We start from the raw sequence: 15,438 nt of genomic DNA on the forward strand, positions 1-15,438 counted from the left end.
ATGTACGACCTGCCCGCCGAAGTCGACGTCCGGGCCGAGGGCCCGATTCGCATCATCACCTTGAACCGCCCCGACGCGCTCAACGCCGTCGACGACGCGCTGCACACCGGGCTGGCCCGGCTGTGGCCGCGACTCGGCGAGGATCGGGAGGCCCGCGTCGCGGTACTCACCGGCGCCGGGCGCGCCTTCTCCGCCGGCGGCGACTTCGCCTACCTCGGCGAATTGAGCCGCGATGCCGAGTTGCGCGCGAAAACCATTGCGCACGGCCGCGATATCGTGCTCGGGATGGCTCGGTGCCGGGTGCCGATCGTGGCCGCCGTGAACGGGCCCGCGGTCGGCTTGGGCTGCAGCCTGGTCGCCCTCAGCGATATCGTCTACATCGCCGAACAGGCCTATCTCGCCGATCCGCACGTGCAGGTGGGACTGGTGGCCGCCGACGGCGGCCCACTGACCTGGCCGCTGCACACCAGCCTGCTGCTGGCCAAGGAGTACGCGCTGACCGGTGACCGGATCCCGGCCGAGCGGGCGCGGGAGATGGGTTTGGTCAATCACGTGGTCGCCGATCCGGTCGCCGAGGCACGCGCCTGCGCCGAACGGATCATCCGGTTGCCCAGGCAGGCAGTCGAATCCACCAAGCGGATCCTGAACCTGCAGCTCGAGCGCGCGGTGCTGGCCACTCTCGACTTCGCGCTCACCGCCGAGGACCTGACCTTCCAATCGGAGGATCTGCGCGCCAATCTGGCCCGGTTGTCGGCGCCGAAGAACGGCGCGAAGAAGTAGCCGTGGCAGCGGTAGGTGGAGTGGAGGCAGGCCGGGCAGTGGCAGGCGGGGCGCAGTGGTATCTGTTCCTGCCGCAGATCCGGTTCGATATGGCCGAGATCGTGGCGCGGGCCCGGGCGGCGGAGGCCGGCGGATTCGACGGGATCGCCTTCATCGATCATCTGCGGGCGCCCGGCGCCGAACAGCAGCCGCTGTGGGAGGCGATGACGGTCGCCGCCTGGGTGGCCGCGCGCACCGAACGGTTGCGCATCGGCCACCTGGTGCTCTGCGACGCGCTGCGCCATCCCGCGATGCTGGCGAAACAAGCGGTGGCGTTGCAGGAGGCCAGCGGTGGCCGGTTCGAGCTGGGGCTCGGGTCGGGGTCGGTGCCGAAGGAACTGGCCGACTTCGACATCGGCCACGAGAACGGGCCGGCCCGCCGGGCCCGGTTGGAACGCACGCTGGCACTGCTGCCGCGGTATTGGTCGGGTGAGGGGGACCTCGGCCTGGCACCCGCACCGACGTCGCGGATTCCGATCGTGATCGGCGGGTCCGGTCCCGCGACGATGGCGCTGGTGCGTCGTTACGCGGACTGGTGGAACCTGCCGGCCAACCAGCTCGACCGGCTGCCACGGTTGCGGTCGAGCGCCGGGCGGGCGCGCGTGTCGACCCAGCAGCTGGTGGGTTTCGTGGGACGCCGCGCCGATCCCGACCGGGTGCGCGAGGTGAGCCGGCGCCGATTCGGTTATCTGGTAGGCGGTTTGGTGTGTGGAAATGCCGAGGAGCTGATCGCGCACTTCGCCGCTGCCGCGGAGCAGGGTGTCGAACGGTTCTACATCTGGTTCACCGATTTCGCGCACCCGGAGACTCTCGCCGAATTCGGTGACGCGGTCATCGGTGGCATGCGCCGCGCCCGGTCGTAACGACCGCCGGAGCCGCCGCGCTGTGCCGACGACGGCTAGCGTTGCGCCAGCAGCACTTCCGACTGTTGGACCGATCCCGTGATGCCGGTCGCGTCCTGCCGCGCGAGCAGTACCGCGGCCTCCGCCATGGTTTCCGGCGGTTCGACCATCTCCGCCGGAATCCGCTGTCCGCCGCCACCGGCCCGCCAGCCCTCGGTGAGAACCACCCGCGACGGGCACAGACAGTTGACGGCGATATTGTCCGCGCGCAGATCGGCCGCCAGTCCCAGATACATGCGCTCCACGGCGGCCTTGGTGATCCAATAGGCGTTGGCGCCGCGGTCGAGCATGCCGACGCCGGTGGTCGTGATGGCGATCATCGAACCGCCGCCGCGAGCACGCAGCAGCGGAATCGCCGCCCGGGTGACGTGGAAGACGCCGGTGAGGTTGACGTCCAGACAGCGCTGCCAGCGGGCGTCCGGGGTCGATTCGATCGGGCTCAGTGCCAGTACCCCGGCATTCGCCACCACGATGTCGACCCCGCCGAATTCGGAAACCGTTGCCACCAAGGCTGTCTCGACGGATTCCGCGCTGGTGACATCGCAGGCCACCGGCAGGGCCCGGCCGCCGGATTCGGTGATCCGCTGTGCCACCGAGTGGATGGTTCCGGGCAACCGCCCCGGTTCCCGCGAGCGGGCGGCGACGGCCACCTCGGCCCCCGCCGCCGCCAGGCCGTGCGCGATCGCGGCGCCGATACCGCGGCTGGCACCCGCTACGAACGCGACTTTGCCTGTCAGAGAGGTCATTTGGGCGGGAAGCGCAGGGCGCCGTCGAGGCGGATCACCTCACCGTTGAGGTAGTCGTTCTCCACGATGGACTGCACCAGTTGCGCGTATTCCGTGGAGCGGCCCATCCGCTTGGGATGCGGAACCTGTTTGCCCCAATAGGCTTCCAGCTGATCGGCGGCCTTACCGTAGGCGGGGGTGTTGAACGTGCCGGGTGCGATGGTGACCACGCGGATGCCCAGCGGTGACAGGTCACGTGCGGCGACCAGCGTCATGCCGACCACCCCGCCTTTGGCCGCCGAGTACGGCAACTGCCCGATCTGGCCCTCGTAGGCGGCGATCGACGCCGTGTTCACGATGACACCGCGCCGGCCCTCCTCGCCCGGCTCGGACTGGGCGATCGCCGCGGCCGAGAGTCGCAGCACATTGAATACGGCGGTGAGATAGAACTCGATCGTGGTGCGGAACCCGTCGAGCGCGAGCGGGCTGCCGTCCTTGCCGACCAAGCGGCCACCGCTGGCCGGCCCGCCGTGCGCGTCCACCGAGATGCGCAGCGGGCCCAGCGATTGCGCCTCGGCGATCGCCGCCTGCACCGACTCCTCGCTGGTGGCGTCGGTGTGCACGTAGCGGATGCCGAGTTCGGCGGCCAGCTCCTTGCCCTTGTCGTCGGCGACATCGGCCACCACCACCTTGGCTCCCGCGGCGTGCAGCCGCCGCACCGTCGCTTCGCCCAGCCCCCCGGTGCCGCCCACCACGATCGCGGCGCTACCGCTGATCTCCATGACGCTGCCCTCTCTTGAAATCAACACTCTCTTGCTGAGAGAATAATGTTCTCATGAACATTAGCATGATCCTCGAGATGGCGGCCTCGGCCGGAAACCGGCCGGTGATCACCGTCGACGGCCGTTCGCTCACGGCGTCGCAATTGCTGCGACTGGCGCGCCGCGCGGCCGCGGAGTTCGCCGACAGTTCGGCCGTGCTGTATCTGGGCACGAACCACCTGGCCTATCCGGTGGCGCTGTTCGGCGCCGTGCTGGCCGCGGTGCCGTTCGTGCCGCTGAACTATCGGCTCGGCGAACAGCAACTCTCGGCACTGCTGGCGCGGCATCCGGGTGCGCGGGTGCTGCGCCCCGGGGATCTCGACGCCCTGGTGGAAACCGATGCGGCACAGCCCGATCAGGAACCGCAGTCGGCCCCGTGGGACGGCGAGGCGGTGGCCGCGATCATCTATACCAGCGGCACCACCTCCGAACCCAAGGCGGCGCTGCTGCGACACCGGCATCTGATGGCCTACCTGCTGAACACGATGGAGTTCGGCACGGCCGCGGAATCCGACGCATCGCTGGTATCGGTCCCGCCGTACCACATCGCGGGACTCACCAATCTGCTCTCCAATCTCTACACCGGCCGCCGTGTGGTGTACCTGCCGGCGTTCGAACCGCAGCGATGGCTGCAAACCGTTCGGGCCGAGCGGATCACGCACGCCATGCTGGTGCCGACCATGCTGGCCCGCATCGTCACCGCGGTCGACGGCGCCGACGCGGCTACGCCGACGCTCGCGAGCCTGGCCTACGGCGGTTCACGGATGCCGCGGCCGGTGCTGGAACGGGCGCTGGCGATGTTCCCCGAGGCCGGGTTCGTCAATGCCTACGGCCTCACCGAAACCGCCTCCTCGGTGGCGGTGCTCGGACCGGAGGATCATCGCGCCGCACAGGCCGCGACCGATCCCGCGATCCGCGAGCGGCTGAGCTCCGCCGGCCGGGCGCTGCCGGGCGTCGAATTCGACATTCGCAGTGCCGCGGGGGAATCGCTGCCGATCGGGCAGACCGGACTCGTGTACGTGCGGGGCGAGCAGATCTCGGGAGAGTACGGTGCGCGCACCGCGCTGGATGCCGACGGCTGGTTCGGCACCCGTGACCTGGGCAGGCTGGACGAGGACGGCTATCTGTTCATCGAGGGCCGCGCCGACGACACCATCATCCGCGGCGGGGAGAACATCGCACCGGCCGAAATCGAGGATGTGCTGCTCACCCATCCCGGGATCAGCGAGGCCGCGGTGATCGGGGTGCCCGATCCGGAATGGGGGCAGCGCCTGGTCGCGGTCGTGGTGGGCGCCGGTGATCCCGAAGAGATCAAGCGGTGGGTGCGGGAGCGGATGCGGTCCTCGAAAACCCCCGACGCGATCGTCTTCCGCGCCGAACTGCCCAAGACCGAAACCGGAAAACTGTTGCGCCGCAACCTCGTCGCCGAATTGGAGAGCTCCCATGCCTGAAGCCGTCATCGTCTCCGCCGTGCGGACCCCCATCGGAACCGCGCGCAAGGGCACGCTGCGCGACACCAACGCCTTCGACCTCGCCCACCATGTGGTCGCGGCGGTCGCCCGCGATATCGACCCGAGCCGGGTGGACGACGTCATCCTCGGCGAGGGCCGCTACGGCGGCGGGGTGCTGGCCCGCCACGCGGCGGTGACGGCCGGGCTCACCACAGTACCGGGACTGGCCGCCAACCGGCACTGCGCGGCGGGAATGGCCGCGGTGCAGAGCGCGGCGGCCGGAATCCGTTCGGGGATGGACGAACTCGTCCTCGCCGGTGGTGTGAATTCCGATTCCACCGGGCCCCGGGTGCGGTTCCGGGTCGGTGCGGACGAATGGATCGACCCGTGGGTCTCGCCGTCGCATCCGGACCGCCCGGACGCGCCCAATCTGGATATGTCGATCACCGTCGGCTGGAATACCGCGGTCAAGGCGGGAATCTCGCGCGAGGAGATGGACGCCTGGGCCCTGCGTTCGCATCGCAACGCGATCGCTGCCATCGACGAGGGCCGGTTCAAGGAGGAGATCGTCGCGATCGAGACGCCGCACGGCGAATTCTCCGTCGACGAACATCCGCGCCGCGACACCAGCCTGGAGCGGCTCGCCGGATTGAAGGTGCTGCATCCGGAGATCGAGGGGTTCTCGATCACCGCGGGTAACGCCTCGGGATCCAACGACGGCGCCGCCGCGCTGGCCATCGCCTCGGATCGGCTGGGCCTGCCCGCGCTGGGTGTCATCCGTTCGTGGGCCTCGGTGGGCGTGGACCCCGCCGACACCGGCCTGGCGCCGATCGAGGCGATCACCAAATCGGTTGCGCGGGCGGGTATCTCACTGTCCGAGGTGAAGCTGATCGAGATCAACGAGGCCTTCGCCTCGGTCCCGCTGGCCGCGGTCAAGGCGCTGGACCTGGATCCCGAGCGGGTGAACTACAGCGGCAGCGGCTGCTCGCTGGGGCATCCCGTGGCAGCCACCGGCGCCCGCATGATCGTCACCCTGGTCCACGAATTGCGCCGTCGCGGCGGCGGATTCGGTATCGCGGCGCTGTGCGCCGGGGGTGGTATGGGATCGGCGACCGTGATCGAGGTGCCCGCTCCGTGACCACCGCCGGGCGTGAGGCCAAACGGCTGCTCGCCGCCGCCCGGGAGGGTTCCCTGCGAGCCACCGGGCGGTTGCTGAGCATGGTCGAAAACGGCAGCCGCGACGAGGTTCTCGCGCTGCTCGGCTCGGTCGCCACGCCTCGGGTGCTGGGCGTCACCGGCCCGCCGGGCGCCGGAAAATCGACCACGGTCGCGGCGCTGGTCGGCACGTATCGGGCGCAGGGTGCGAGGGTCGCCGTCCTCGCGGTCGATCCGTCCTCGCCCTACAGCGGCGGCGCTCTGCTCGGAGACCGCATCCGCATGTCGGCCCATGTCGGCGACCCCGGTGTGCTGATCCGCTCGGTGGCCACCCGCGGGCATATCGGCGGCCTGGCCGCGGTGGTGCCGGCCGCGATCCGGCTGCTCGCCGATCTCGGCTACGACCGGATCGTGGTCGAGACGGTCGGGGTCGGGCAATCGGAGATCGAGGTCGCGGCGGTCGCCGATCCGACCGTGGTCATCCTGAATCCCGGTGCGGGAGACGCGATTCAAGCCGCCAAGGCGGGGCTGCTGGAGATCGCCGACATCCTCGTGGTGAACAAGGCCGACCGGCCCGGCGCCGACCGGACGGTGCGGGAACTGCGCGGCGAATCCTCGGCCCCCATCCTGACCCTTGTCGCGGAGAACGGCACCGGTGTGGCCGAACTGGCCGAGGCCATCGACGCGCACCAGCGCAGCGACAACCCCGAACGCCGCGCCGCCCGCGCCCGGGCGCAGATCCTGTCGCTGGTGCACACCCGCGTGCGAGCCCATCCCGACCTGGCACGGCTGGCCGAGGAAGTCGCCCGCGGGAGCCTGGATGCCTACACGGCCGCGGAGCGGCTGGTGCCGCGTTCGCCCGCGGTCCCGGCACCGGCCATCCGGTGGTGAGGTAGTTCCCGGCCGGCTCAGTGTCCGCCGCGGCGAGCGTAGAAGATCTTGCCGACCTGCAGATACGCGAGCCGGTCCGCCAGCCGAGAACTGAGCCGGCGGGTGAGGTTGTAGACGTGGGCGTCCTTACCGATGACCACCCGGCCTCGCCCGCGCATCGTTGCGTCGATCATTCGTTTCGCGACCCGTTCCGGACGTGCCGCGAATGCTCTGGCCACGGGTTCGGGTGCTCCCAGTTGCGCCGCGCTCGCGCGCACGAGATCGGTCCACACCGTCCCCGGGAGAGCCGTGGTCACCGTGACGGCGGAGCGCCGCCCGCGCAGATCCTGGGACAATCCGTATCCGAACATCGCGAGCGCGGCTTTGGAGGCCCCGTAGAACGTCGAACCCGGAACGGGCACGATCGCCGAGAGGCTCGAGGTGTTCATGATCGTGGCCTCCGGGCGCTGCGACAGGTGCGGGAGGAATGCCCGGCACATCCATACGGAGCCGAAGAAGTTCACCCGCATCAAGGTGTCGATGCGGTCGTCGTCGACCTCGGCGACGGTCTGCATCTGCTGGGCGATTCCGGCGATGTTGAACAGGCCGTCGACATGGCCGTGCGCGGCGATCACCGCATCGGGGAAGGCCTGCACCGCGTCGCGATCTCCGATGTCGAGGCGGTGGGCCGAGAACCGGGATCGGTCGGTGACCAGGTCCGCGGTCGCGGCCAGTGCCTGCTCGTCGAGGTCGGCGCCGGCGACGATCGCTCCTCGTCGCACCAATTCGAGGGCGACGCAGCGCCCGATGCCGTTACCCGCGCCGGTGACGACGAATACCTTGCCAGCGACCTGCACCGGACGAACTCCTTCCGCCCCTCCGCGCACCGCGCTCGAAACCCATCGAGCGGAAAGAGGGTTCTAGAACAGGTTCTATCACTTCGCGGCGGCCGGGAAACAGCCGGCCATCGGCTTACGCGACGCGGAGAACCGGCCCGATGCCGGATGGGCCGACCGGGAAAGGGCTCGGCTAGGGGAACCGCACCATGGCTTCCTGGGCGAAAGACGCGACCAGCGAACCGTTCTCGGTGAAGACGTCCCCGCGGCCGAAGCAGCGGCCCTGTGCCATCACCGGGCTGTCCTGGCGCAGCAACAGCCAGTCGTCGGTGCGGAACGGCCGGTGGAACCAGAGGGTGTGGCTGGTGACCGCGGAGCGGAACGCGGTGCCGTTGCCGCGCTGGCACACCCCCTCGATCGGGCGCAGTGCCGTGCCGATCAGGGTGAGGTCGGTGGCGTAGCCGGTCAAGGCCGGTGCGAGCGTGGCGTCCGCGGCCGGTGTGCGCATCCAGAACTCGAATTCCGGTGCGGCCGAACCGGTGTCGTCGAGGTCGACGTTCGTGCGGGTCTCCCACGGGATGATGTCGAATCCGGCCTTGTGCTCGGCCGACAGCAGCGGGCCGATCGGTGCGGTCGCCTGTTGCTCGGGCCCGTCGTCGGCGGCGTGCAGGGAAATGGCCGCGGTGGCAACGATTCCCGATGCCTGCTCGGCCAGTATCGTCGCCGAGGCGAAGGTCCGTCCCTGATGCTGGACCTGCACCCGGTACCGCAGCGCCTCGTCCGGTTTACCCTCGCGGGGAAACAGCGCATGCAGCGATTTGACGGACTTGTCCGGACAGGCCAGCTGGGCGGCGCGCACGAATTGCGCCAGCAGCTGGCCGCCGAAGATCCGGTAGTACCCCAGGCTCTGGTTGGGGCCGGAGAACACCGCGGTATCGCGGTCGTCCTCGGCCGGAACCGAACGCAGGTCGAGACAAGCGAGAAGGTCGCTCCACAGATCGGGCATGGATCCGAGTGTAAGCGACCTTCTCGATTACGAGAATGAAATTCTCAGTCTTGCGCAAAGCCGTGGGCGCAGAAGTTCCACACCTCTTCGGCGGTGATGGGGTGGGTGGTCTCCTCGTCGGTGCCGCCGGTGGACTGCGCGGTGAACATCACCGTCTGCATGACCATCGCCGCGGTCCGGCGCGCGTTGAGATCCTTGCGCAACCGGCCCTGTGCCTGGGCCTTCTCCATCAACTCTGTGATCAGGCTCAGCAGCGGCGCGTGCGCCACCTTCACCTGCGCGGGATGCGAAACCAGTAGCTGCGGCGCGAAATCGGTGAACAGCGGCCGCTGCGCGGTCGGATCCGGGCGGCTCAGTTCGAACAGCAGCTCGATGGTCACCCGGAGCTGGTCGATCGGATCGTCCTGCCCGTCGGCGGCAGCGCGCAGCTGGTCCGCGGTGCGGCTGAGCGCATCCTCGAACAGGGCCAGCAGCAGTTCGTGTTTACCGTCGAACTGCAGGTAGAAGCTGCGCAGCGATTGTTTGGAGCGGTCCACCACTTCCTGCACGGTGAAGTCGGTGGTGCCCTTCTCGGTGATGATGGCCTGCGCCGCGTCGAGGAAGCGCTGTACTCGCTGTTCGGCACGCAATTTCGCGGTCCGGATCGAGCGCTCGACGGCGCGTTGCTTCCAGGCGGGCTCTTCGCTGGGGCTGCTCACGGTCGGCTCGGTCCTTGGTTATGTGTGCAGAACATGAATGCACTGTACCGGAGAATGTCATGTTCCCGGGCACCGAGGGCGCGTGTTCGGGAACGGCACGAGAGACTGTTACTTTCTGTTGTGGAGAATGATATTCTCGCGTCGGTAGGCAGTCTAGTGGCCAGAGAGGCGGTCCGGGATGCTTTTGGAGTTCGACTCCGAACAAAGACTCTGGCGCGACACCGTGCGCGAGGCGGTCGGCAGACAATGCCCGGCGACGCTGATCCGGGAGATCGCCGACAAGGACGGTGACCCGATGCCCTTGTGGCGCAGCTACATCGGGCTGGGCTGGACCGAATTGACCGGGGACGCGGCCGCTGTCGAGCTGGCGATCGTCCTCGAGGAACTGGGCCGGGCCACCGATCCGACGCCGTATCTGGCCACGATGACCCAATTCGCGCCGCTGGCACCGGAATTCGCGGATCCCGCACGGTCGGGCACGGCCGTGTACGACGGTGTGAACGCGGTCCTCGACGCCGACGGCTGGGTGCTCGGCGGCACCGCGCACCACGTCCTGGACGGTGACCGCGCCGAACAGTTCGCGGTGGTGACCAGGGCCGGTGTGTTCGTGGTGCCGGCCGCCGAGGTGCAGGTGCGCCGCAGTGCGGTCTTCGATCCCGTGCTGCATATCGCCGAGGTGCGCTTCGAAGGCGTGCGTGCCGGACACGATCGGCGCAGCACCGTGGATGTGGCGCGGGCGCGTCAGTTCGCCGTCACCGGAATGGCTCTGACCGTCGTCGGTGCCTGCCGGCGGATTCTGGATCTGGTGCTCGACCATGTGCGCACCCGCCACCAGTTCGGCGTGCCGATCGGCTCGCTGCAGGCGGTCAAACACAAGGCCGCCGATATGCACGTGGCGATCGAGCGGGCCCGGGCGCTGGCCTATTTCGCCGCGCTGACCATCGCCGAGGACGATCCGCGCCGGGCGCTGGCGGCCTCGATGGCGAAGGCCGCCGCGGGAGAGTGCCAGAACGTGGTGTTCCGCAACGGATTACAGCTGTTCGGAGCTATGGGATTCACCTGGGAGAACGACCTGCAGTTCGCGCTCAAACGTGCCCAGGCCGGCGAGCTGATGCTCGGCGGTGCGGCCGAACACCGGGCGCTGATCGCCGAGGAGTGCCGTGCAACTGAGATTTGACGACGACGTCGAGGAGTTCCGGGCCGAATTCGCAGCCTTCCTCGACGCCCATCTGCCCGATGCGGCCACCGCGAGCCGGCGGCGGTCGCATTCCAGTGCCGACGTGCCCGAATGGGCGCGGGACTGGCAGCGGCTGCAGTTCGATCACGGCTGGCTGCTGCCCGGTAATCCGCCCGAATTCGGCGGGCGCAATGCCACCATCCTGCAGCAGTACGTGCATCTGCAGGAGCTGTCGGATCGGCGCATCTATCACAGCTTCAATCCGCAGGGCGTCGGAATCGTCGCGGCCTCGCTGCTGTCGTTCGGCACCGAGGAGCAGAAAACCCGTTGGGCGAGAAGGATTTTGCGCGCGGAGATCACCGCCGCACTCGGCATGAGCGAACCCGGCGCGGGATCGGATCTGGCCGGTCTGCGTACCCGGGCGGTGCGCGACGGTGACGAATTCGTCGTCGACGGGCAGAAGGTGTGGACCTCCGGCGCCCACGACGCCGACGTGCTGCTGACCTTCGTGCGCACCGATCCGGACGCGCCGAAACACAAGGGCATCAGCGTGCTGCTGATCCCCACCGATACCCCCGGCGTGACGCGCCGGCCGTTCGCCTCGGTGTGCGGTCCGCACGATCTGGATTTCAACGAGGTGTTCTTCGAAGGCGTGCGGGTGCCGGCGGAGAATCTGGTCGGCCCGCTGCACGGCGGATGGGGTGTCGCCAACGGTTCACTCGGACACGAACGCACACTGCTGTGGTTGTCCTACGCGGACCGGCTCGAGGAACTCGCCGCCGATTTCGCTCCGCAGACGGTGCTCGATCGCGATCACTACGCCACCCTGATCATGGACAGCTACGCCCTGCGGTTACTGGGTTCGGCGGCGCTGGCCCGGGCCGCGCGCGACGAACAGGATGTGGCGGCGCTGTCGGTGCTGAAGGTCTTCGGTTCCGAGGCGGTGCAGACCGCCTCCGGACACGCGCTGCGCGCGCAGGGAGCCGATGGCCTGATCCACCCGGCGCGGACCTCGGCGTTCAACCCGTTGAATCTGGATGCCTTCGGCGCCAGCTGGTTCGAACGCTATACCCGCAGTTTCGCCGGGACGATCGCCGGCGGCACATCCGAAATCCAGCGCAACATCATCGCCGAGCGCGTGCTCGGTCTGCCCCGAGGCTGAGGAGTCGCCATGTCGTACATCGAATACGAGGTCGCCGACAAGATCGCGACCATCTCACTCAACCGCCCGGAGGCAGCCAACGCCCAGAACGGCGAACTACTGGAAGAACTGGATGCCGCCTGGCAGAAGGCCGGCGCCGACGACGATGTCGCGGTGATCGTGTTGCGCGCCAACGGGAAACACTTCTCCGCCGGACACGATCTCAAGGACCGCTCGTGGCCGGACCCGTCGACGGTCACCCTCGAGCGCATCTACGCCATCGAATCGAGGAAGTACCTCGAATTCTCGCTGCGCTGGCGCAACATCCCGAAGCCGTCCATCGCCGCAGTGCAGGGCCGCTGCATCGCGGGTGGGCTGCTGCTGTGCTGGCCGTGCGATCTGATCGTCGCCGCCGAGGACGCACAGTTCTCCGATCCGGTGGTGATGATGGGCATCGGCGGCGTCGAATACCACGGGCACACGTGGGAATTGGGCCCGCGCAAGGCCAAGGAGATCCTGTTCACCGGGCGGGCGGTCACCGCGCGGGAGGCCGAACAGATCGGCATGGTCAACAGTGTCGTGCCGCGTGCCGACCTCGACGCCCGCACCCGGGCACTGGCCGAACGCATCGCCGCGATGCCGCCGTTCGGTCTGCGCCAGGCCAAGCGCGCGGTCAACCAGACCCTCGATGTGCAGGGCTTCTACGCGGCCATCCAGTCGGTGTTCGACGTGCACCAGACCGGGCACGGTAATGCGCTGAGCGTCAACGGTTATCCGATTCTGGTCAACCTGGACGAGATGAAACAGAAGATCGAGTGAAGGGTATATCCATGCGCAACAAGATGATTCGCGGCGCGGCGAGTCTGTGCGGCATCGCGGTGATCGCAGCGGCGACCGTCACCGGCTGTAGCGACGACAAGTCCGACAACAGCGCCTCGACCACCACGGCCGCGGCGGCGACCACCTCGGCGGCGGCGCCCGCCGCCGGATCGTCGGCGGCCGACCCGGCGACCACCAAGGCCGTCACCGACGCCTACGTGCTGTTCTTCGACGCCAAACAGCCCGCCGACAAACGCGCGGCCGCGGTGGAGAAGGGCGACGTGTTCGCGCCGGTGCTGGCCGCCCAGGCGAACAACCCGCAGGCGCAGGGCACCTCCGCCACCGTCTCGAAGGTCGTCACGGTCGACGCCGGCCATGCCGATGTCACCTACACGCTGCTCATGGGCGGCAATCCGGTGCTGCCGGATCAGTCCGGGCAGGCCGTGCAGGAGAACGGGCAGTGGAAGGTCGCCGCCTCCACCTTCTGCGCGCTGCTGAAGTTGCAGGGCGGCACCGCACCCGCCTGCTGAGCGGCTGCTCCGGCCCCCTGATCGACCCGCAGCGACAGGGGGCACGCCACCGCGGCCGCACCGGCTGGCACACTGCAAGGGTCCCGCCGATCACCGCGGGGCGATGCGAGCGCCGGCCGAACGCCGGCGCGCCAGGTGCGCCCGGTCGGCGTCGGTTCGCCGTCCGGCGGGAGAGTGAGAACCGAATATGGACGACCACGCGGTGGCCGCCGAGCTCGCCCGGGAAGCCGGTGAGCTCCTGCTCGAGATTCGTGACCAGGGTGGTGCGGTCGGGGACCGGCGTTCCGACGAACTGCTGCTGAAGCGGCTCGCGGAGCTGCGCCCCGACGACGCGGTCCTGTCGGAGGAGAGCACCGACGATCCGATTCGCCTGTCCCGCAGCCGAGTGTGGATCGTCGACCCGCTCGACGGCACCCGCGAATACGGGCAGCCCCCGCGAGCGGATTGGGCCGTGCACGTGGCGCTGGCGGTGGACGGCCGCGCCGAGATCGGCGCCGTCGCGCTTCCGGTGCCCGGGCTGGTGCTGGAAACCGGTGCGCCGCCGGTACTCCCGCCCGCCCACGACGGCCCGCCGCGCATCGTCGTCTCCCGCAGCCGCCCACCCGCCTGCGTGCACCATCTCACCGCCGCGCTCGGCGCCGAGACCATCCCGATGGGTTCGGCCGGCGCCAAAGCCATGGCGGTCGTGCGCGGCGAAGCCGACATCTACGCCCACTCCGGCGGGCAGTACGAATGGGACTCCTGCGCCCCCGTCGCGGTGGCCGCCGCCGCGGGCCTGCACACCTCGCGCCTGGACGGCTCGCCGCTCATCTACAACCAGCCCGACCCCTACCTCCCGGATCTGCTCATCTGCCGTCCGGAACTGGCGGACGAAGTCCTGGAAGCCTTGCGGGACTTCGGGATCTGAGTGGTGGCGGCCCGGCGCTACATGCCGTCCGGCCGGGGCCGCCGGCACTGCGTGATGTTCGCGGTCATTCACCCGCGCGCATCCGGGCCAGGTTCCAGCTGTTCCAGGTCTCGTCGTCTTCTCGGTGCGTGAGCCGCTGCCTCAGGTCGAGGCGGATCGGTCCCGGGAGGCGGTCGAGGACGGGGACGATATCGGCCGACAGCCCCGACAGATAGTCCGCGTCGAGGTCTGCACCGCGCTGCCAGCGATCGATGTTCTCCGAAGCGACCAGCGCCTCGGGATTCGCGACGGCGAGCATCAGCAGCGCGGCCACCGCGGTCGCGAGGGTGGTGCGCGGCAGCCACGCCGTTTCCAGGCGCAGGACCGCGACGACCACCAGCAGGTACACGACGCCGAGCCAGAGTTCGCAGGTTCCGACCAGGAGACGCAGCACGGTGAATCCGTATGCCTGCTGATAGGTCCACATGCGACCGAACGCGGAGGCGATGATCACCAGGGTGAGCCCGCTGATCGTGCAGAGCAGGCCGCGCAACCAGAGGCGGTCGGCCGCCGAATCCCTGGCGGCCCGGTGCAGGACGGGCAGGATGACGGCGAGTGTGAGCAGGGTGACCGCGGCCAGTTGCCAGAATCCACTGCGCGCGTAGTCGGCGTAGGTCAGCCCGGCGGTGCGCTGCACATAGTCGTCGCCACCGAACAGGGCCACCAGCTGCGCGCCGAGGAACGATGCGAACAACACGGTCAGCGCCCCGACCGGAAGCGCCCATTCCAGTCGTGCCAGCGTGCGTTTCGCGCGTGTGCTCCCCGCGTCGGCAGGAGCCGGGGGCCCGGCGAGCACGTACAGCGCGCCGAGAGTTGTCGTACCGGTGAGCAGGAACAGCACGATCCATCGAGTGGTGGTGGGGGCGTCCATGCGCGGCACCAGCCCCGTGACGATGGCGGCGAACGTGGCGTCGGCACCGGCGAGCAGCGGCACGAACACCGCCAGCAACGCCACCGTCGCGGCCACGGACGCACCGAGTCGCCAGTGCCGGGCTCCGGTGCTGCCGCGCAACCTTCCCTGCGCCGCGTACACCCAGGCGAGGGCGCCGGCCGATGCCAGCGGGACCGCGATCGCATCGTGGAACACCCCCCGCGCCGAGGGCCGGCCGACCACGGCGAGCGATCCGCAGACGGCCGCCGCGATCAGGCAGAGGACGAACAACCACCCCGCGGCCCGAAAGGTGCCGACCGCGAGCAGTGCGAGTGCGGCGACCCCCCACCAGCGGCTCGGGCGGTGCCGGCGCTCGCTGGGTATTTCCGCGCGGTCCGCGGCGCGACGATGGACGGTACCGATCGCGAGGGCGATGGCGAAACCCGCTAGCAGCCAGCCGATTCCGGGCCGATCCACCGGCACGGTGGCTGCCGCGACCAGACCTGCCACTCCCGCGGCAGGGAGCACGCCCGCTGGGTAGGCGACCCATCGCCCACGGGGCGCGACGGGAGGTGCGGACAGGGAGCCCCAGCGAGGCGGGTCGGCGACCACAGCTGTGGCGGTACCGGCATTCCGCGACCACACCGGCGCCTCGGTGTGCCCGGCTGGTG

16 protein-coding genes are annotated in these 15,438 nt (G+C 69.4%); 10 read left to right on the forward strand and 6 right to left on the reverse strand.

What is annotated here, in order from left to right; genetic code table 11:
• Both A5780_RS28900 and A5780_RS28905 read left to right on the forward strand, forming a co-directional pair.
• Positions 1–780, forward strand: a complete 780-nt coding sequence (locus A5780_RS28900; RefSeq protein WP_063011743.1) for an enoyl-CoA hydratase/isomerase family protein — start codon at positions 1–3, stop codon at positions 778–780.
• Positions 781–869: 89 nt separating this feature from the next.
• Complete coding sequence (locus A5780_RS28905) at positions 870–1,682, forward strand: LLM class flavin-dependent oxidoreductase (protein WP_064910574.1); 813 nt, start codon at positions 870–872, stop codon at positions 1,680–1,682.
• Between the two features lie 35 nt (positions 1,683–1,717).
• On the opposite strand, the gene A5780_RS28910 is transcribed toward A5780_RS28905, so the two are convergent.
• Together A5780_RS28910 and A5780_RS28915 are read right to left on the reverse strand one after the other, a co-directional pair.
• Positions 1,718–2,467 (reverse strand): SDR family NAD(P)-dependent oxidoreductase, encoded by a 750-nt coding sequence (locus A5780_RS28910; RefSeq protein ID WP_063011745.1) that lies wholly within the window; start codon positions 2,465–2,467, stop codon positions 1,718–1,720.
• A complete protein-coding gene (locus A5780_RS28915; protein ID WP_063011747.1) occupies positions 2,464–3,228 on the reverse strand; it encodes an SDR family NAD(P)-dependent oxidoreductase in 765 nt (254 codons plus the stop codon). Before A5780_RS28915 ends, A5780_RS28910 begins: the two co-directional genes overlap by 4 nt.
• Before the next feature lie 53 nt (positions 3,229–3,281).
• Between A5780_RS28915 and A5780_RS28920 the strand changes: the two genes are divergently transcribed.
• The 3 genes from A5780_RS28920 to A5780_RS28930 are packed head-to-tail and all read left to right on the forward strand — an operon-like array spanning position 3,282 to position 6,764.
• Entirely contained in the window at positions 3,282–4,718 is a 1,437-nt protein-coding gene (locus tag A5780_RS28920) for a class I adenylate-forming enzyme family protein (protein WP_064910404.1), read from the forward strand.
• Positions 4,711–5,856 (forward strand): thiolase family protein, encoded by a 1,146-nt coding sequence (locus A5780_RS28925; RefSeq protein ID WP_064910406.1) that lies wholly within the window; start codon positions 4,711–4,713, stop codon positions 5,854–5,856. Before A5780_RS28920 ends, A5780_RS28925 begins: the two co-directional genes overlap by 8 nt.
• On the forward strand, positions 5,853–6,764 hold the full coding sequence (locus A5780_RS28930) for an ArgK/MeaB family GTPase (protein WP_063011753.1): 912 nt from the start codon (positions 5,853–5,855) through the stop codon (positions 6,762–6,764). The genes A5780_RS28925 and A5780_RS28930 overlap by 4 nt, the downstream gene beginning before the upstream one ends.
• 17 nt (positions 6,765–6,781) lie before the next feature.
• On the opposite strand, the gene A5780_RS28935 is transcribed toward A5780_RS28930, so the two are convergent.
• From A5780_RS28935 to A5780_RS28945, 3 genes are all read right to left on the reverse strand, one after another.
• Entirely contained in the window at positions 6,782–7,600 is an 819-nt protein-coding gene (locus A5780_RS28935; protein WP_063011755.1) for an SDR family oxidoreductase, read from the reverse strand.
• A 172-nt stretch (positions 7,601–7,772) separates the two neighbouring features.
• The gene (locus tag A5780_RS28940) at positions 7,773–8,585 is read right to left on the reverse strand and encodes an acyl-CoA thioesterase II (RefSeq protein WP_064910408.1); all 813 of its coding nucleotides are present in this window, start codon (positions 8,583–8,585) and stop codon (positions 7,773–7,775) included.
• A 44-nt stretch (positions 8,586–8,629) separates the two neighbouring features.
• Positions 8,630–9,283 carry a TetR/AcrR family transcriptional regulator gene (locus A5780_RS28945; RefSeq protein ID WP_063011759.1) on the reverse strand — a complete coding sequence of 218 codons (654 nt, stop codon included), beginning with the start codon at positions 9,281–9,283 and terminating at the stop codon, positions 8,630–8,632.
• 178 nt (positions 9,284–9,461) lie between these two features.
• Here A5780_RS28945 and A5780_RS28950 point away from each other — a divergent pair, with 178 nt between their 5' ends.
• The 5 genes from A5780_RS28950 to A5780_RS28970 all read left to right on the forward strand — a co-directional run bounded on the left by A5780_RS28950 (position 9,462) and on the right by A5780_RS28970 (position 13,857).
• Positions 9,462–10,460, forward strand: coding sequence for an acyl-CoA dehydrogenase family protein (locus A5780_RS28950; protein ID WP_063011823.1), 999 nt, complete (start codon positions 9,462–9,464; stop codon positions 10,458–10,460).
• On the forward strand, positions 10,444–11,622 hold the full coding sequence (locus tag A5780_RS28955; RefSeq protein ID WP_064910410.1) for an acyl-CoA dehydrogenase family protein: 1,179 nt from the start codon (positions 10,444–10,446) through the stop codon (positions 11,620–11,622). Before A5780_RS28950 ends, A5780_RS28955 begins: the two co-directional genes overlap by 17 nt.
• Before the next feature lie 9 nt (positions 11,623–11,631).
• Positions 11,632–12,420, forward strand: coding sequence for an enoyl-CoA hydratase (locus tag A5780_RS28960; protein WP_064905401.1), 789 nt, complete (start codon positions 11,632–11,634; stop codon positions 12,418–12,420).
• 11 nt (positions 12,421–12,431) lie between these two features.
• On the forward strand, positions 12,432–12,950 hold the full coding sequence (locus A5780_RS28965) for a hypothetical protein (RefSeq protein WP_063011765.1): 519 nt from the start codon (positions 12,432–12,434) through the stop codon (positions 12,948–12,950).
• A gap of 187 nt (positions 12,951–13,137) precedes the next feature.
• Entirely contained in the window at positions 13,138–13,857 is a 720-nt protein-coding gene (locus tag A5780_RS28970) for a 3'(2'),5'-bisphosphate nucleotidase CysQ (RefSeq protein ID WP_063002033.1), read from the forward strand.
• Positions 13,858–13,921: 64 nt separating this feature from the next.
• Here the strand turns inward: A5780_RS28970 and A5780_RS28975 are convergent, their stop codons facing one another.
• Positions 13,922–15,295, reverse strand: a complete 1,374-nt coding sequence (locus A5780_RS28975; RefSeq protein ID WP_231983137.1) for a DUF4153 domain-containing protein — start codon at positions 15,293–15,295, stop codon at positions 13,922–13,924.
• Positions 15,296–15,438: the final 143 nt, after the last annotated feature.

It is taken from the genome of Nocardia sp. 852002-20019_SCH5090214, assembly GCF_001665865.1.
In the GTDB taxonomy this organism is placed as follows: domain Bacteria; phylum Actinomycetota; class Actinomycetes; order Mycobacteriales; family Mycobacteriaceae; genus Nocardia; species Nocardia nova.

Bases quoted from the DNA above. Each gene is read 5' to 3' on its own strand.
- A5780_RS28910 (WP_063011745.1), bottom strand. From the start codon at position 2,467: ATGACCTCTCTGACAGGCAAAGTCGCGTTCGTAGCGGGTGCCAGCCGC.
- A5780_RS28900 (WP_063011743.1), top strand. From the start codon at position 1: ATGTACGACCTGCCCGCCGAAGTCGACGTCCGGGCCGAGGGCCCGATT.
- A5780_RS28960 (WP_064905401.1), top strand. From the start codon at position 11,632: ATGTCGTACATCGAATACGAGGTCGCCGACAAGATCGCGACCATCTCA.
- A5780_RS28905 (WP_064910574.1), top strand. From the start codon at position 870: ATGGCCGAGATCGTGGCGCGGGCCCGGGCGGCGGAGGCCGGCGGATTC.
- A5780_RS28920 (WP_064910404.1), top strand. From the start codon at position 3,282: ATGAACATTAGCATGATCCTCGAGATGGCGGCCTCGGCCGGAAACCGG.
- A5780_RS28965 (WP_063011765.1), top strand. From the start codon at position 12,432: ATGCGCAACAAGATGATTCGCGGCGCGGCGAGTCTGTGCGGCATCGCG.
- A5780_RS28915 (WP_063011747.1), bottom strand. From the start codon at position 3,228: ATGGAGATCAGCGGTAGCGCCGCGATCGTGGTGGGCGGCACCGGGGGG.
- A5780_RS28925 (WP_064910406.1), top strand. From the start codon at position 4,711: ATGCCTGAAGCCGTCATCGTCTCCGCCGTGCGGACCCCCATCGGAACC.
- A5780_RS28970 (WP_063002033.1), top strand. From the start codon at position 13,138: ATGGACGACCACGCGGTGGCCGCCGAGCTCGCCCGGGAAGCCGGTGAG.
- A5780_RS28940 (WP_064910408.1), bottom strand. From the start codon at position 8,585: ATGCCCGATCTGTGGAGCGACCTTCTCGCTTGTCTCGACCTGCGTTCG.
- A5780_RS28950 (WP_063011823.1), top strand. From the start codon at position 9,462: ATGCTTTTGGAGTTCGACTCCGAACAAAGACTCTGGCGCGACACCGTG.